The 2,762-nt window shown below is 58.1% G+C and carries 1 protein-coding gene; it reads right to left on the bottom strand.

The annotated features are described in order from the left end of the window. On the bottom strand, positions 1 to 2,762 hold a 2,762-nt coding region (locus tag HMPREF2896_RS12435), incomplete at both ends, for a G5 domain-containing protein (RefSeq protein ID WP_210388750.1).

Genomic DNA, 2,762 nt, shown 5'->3' with positions numbered 1-2,762 from the left:
GTTGCCTGGCTCATCGGGGTTGCCTGGCTCGTCCGGGTTGTCCGGCTTGTCCGGGTTGTCCGGCTTGTCCGGAGTGTCTGGGCCCGTCGGCTTATCGCAGTTGCACTTGGTGCCAACGCGGATCTTGCGGTCCTGCTTATCCTTCGTCACCGTCTCGGTAGTCTCCGGATCGCCCACAGGCTCACCGTTTACAAGCTTCCAAGTCTTGGAAACTTCCTTCTCACCATTGACACCAGGCTGGTCCTCTTCGACCTTGCCCGCTTCGAGGTTCGGGTCGTACTCAATGATGGTCTCGTACGGAATCTCCTCGGTGTGCTTATCCGTCAGCTCAGTCTGGTTTTCAGCCGGACCAACCTCGATGATGCGCGGGGAAGGCTTGCTGATTTCCTCAGAAGACTCCTCCTTGCTCACCTCGCCGTTATCAACAGTCACCGTGACGGTGTGCTTGGTCTCACCAGGCGTGCCTTCTTGGACAACCTTGGTCTCACCCGGCTGCAGGTCCGGGTTCACGCGAATCTCGGTATCGTACGGGGTCTTCTCAGTCCATTCGACCTTGTCGGAAACAGGGTCAGTCTTGGTACCCACACGGATGACCGCGTTGCTCGGCTCCTTGGTGCGCTCGGTGGTCACGGTCGGCTCGCCGGAAGGCTTACCGTCCACGATCTTCTGAGTGGAAGTGACGACCTCAGTACCCAGCTCGCCCTGCTTATCGACGACCTGCTCGCCCGCCTTCAGATTCGGATCGAAGACGATTTCAGTCTCGAACGGAACAGACTTCTCCAGCTTGGTCACTACCTCGCTGTCGTCAATCTTCGGACCGTACTCGATGATCTGCTCAACCGGCTGCTTGGTTACCTGCTCGGTGGTGTTCACCGTGGAGGTGTTCTCCTTCGCGGTGAAGTCGGCTGTGAATTCCTTCTCGCCGTATTCGCCCTTCTGGACAACCTTCATCTCACCTGGCTTCAGCTCCGGGTTCACGCGCACGATCGTGTCGTACGGCAGCGGCGCAACCCAAGTTGCCTTGTTGGTTGCCTCAGCCGGCTTGGTGCCGACAGCGACAATCTTCTCAACCGGCTTCTCGATGATCTCTTCAGTAATCTCCGGGTCGCCCGGCTTGGAGTTGACGATGTCACGGTCGATCGTCACCTTCTTCTTGCCCGGCTTGCCTTCCTGAGTGACCTTGGACTCGCCCGGCTTCAGGCTCGGGTCGTAGACGACCTTCACCTCGTACGGAACCTCAGTCTCAATGGACTCAGTGTTCTTACCTGTGGTCTTGGTACCCACGCGGATGATCTGCTTGGTCGGCTCCTTGGTTCGCTCAGTGCTCACCTCAGGATCACCAGACGGCTTGCCATCCACGATCTTCTGAGTAGAAGTCACAACCTCAGTGCCAAGCTCACCCTGTTGGTCAACCTTCTGCTGACCCTCTTCAAGAGAGTCATCGAAAACGATCTCAGTCTCGAACGGAACCGGCTTTTCAACCTTGGTCACCACAGTGGTGTCCTCAGCGGCCGGACCGTACTCGATGATCTCGCTGACTGGGTCCTTGGTCTGCTTCTCCTCAGGCGTGACGGTTGCGTCATTGCCCTTGGCGGTGAAATCAGCGGTGTAGGTCTTCTCACCCGGAACACCCTTCTGAACAACCTTGATCTCACCCGGCTTCAGCTCCGGGTTCGGACGAGTCTCAACCTCGAACGGAATCTGAGCCTTCCACTCAACCTTCTCGGAAGTCTCCGACGGCTTGGTACCGACCTTGATCACCTGGTCAACCGGCTCTTCGGTGACCTTCTCCTCAACGGTGGCCTCACCATCCGGCTGGGAGTTAGTGACCTTCTGGGTCACCGTGGTGGTCTTCTTACCAGGCTTGCCCTCGGTGACAACCTCAGACGTACCAGCAGGCATGTTCGGATCGAACTCGATCTTCACACCGAACGGAACCTCAGACTCAACGTTCTTCTTGGTCTCACCGGTGGTCTTGGTGCCAACGCGGATCTTCGCGTTCTTCGGGGCCTTGGTCTGCTCAGTGGTCACGGTCGGCTCGCCGTCCGGCTTGCCGTCCTTGATCTTCTGGGTAGAGGTCACAACCTCGGTACCAAGCTCACCCTGCTCATCGATGACCTGCTCACCCTCCTCGAGGGAGTCATCGAAGATGATTTCGGTCTCAAACGGAACCGGCTTCTCAACCTTGGTCACCACAGAGGTGTCCTCGGCCGCCGGACCGTACTCGATGATCTGGTTAACCGGAGCCTTGGTCTGCTTCTCCTCCGGCGTGACCGTTGCCTGGTCACCCTTGGCAGAGAAGTCAGCGGTGTAGGTCTTCTCGCCCGGCACACCTTCCTGAACGACCTTGATCTCACCCGGCTTCAGTTCCGGGTTCGGACGAGTCTCGACGTCGAACGGGACCTGAGCCTTCCACTCAACCTTTTCGGAAGCCTCAGACGGCTTGGTGCCGACGGTAATGACCTCATCTACCGGCTTCTTGGTGATCTCTTCAGTGATCTGCGGATCGCCCGGCTTGGAGTTGGTGATATCACGCTTGATGGTCACCGTCTTCTCACCCGGCTCACCCTTGGTGGTCACCTTGGACTCACCGGCAGGCATGTTCGGGTCGTACTTAACGACGACCTTGTATGGCGCCTCAGCCTTATAGGTCTCGGTGTTCTCACCAGTGGTCTTGGTACCGATGCGGATCTTGGCCTTCTTCGGGGCCTTGGTCTGCTCGATGTTGATGCTCGGCTCGCCGTCCGGCTTGCCGTCCTTGA

Origin of the sequence: Corynebacterium sp. HMSC069E04 (assembly GCF_001813175.1) — a bacterium.
Taxonomy (GTDB): Bacteria; Actinomycetota; Actinomycetes; order Mycobacteriales; family Mycobacteriaceae; genus Corynebacterium; species Corynebacterium aurimucosum.
The sequence above is the reverse complement of the archived record's forward strand: the minus strand, read 5'-3'. Positions and strand labels throughout refer to the sequence as shown.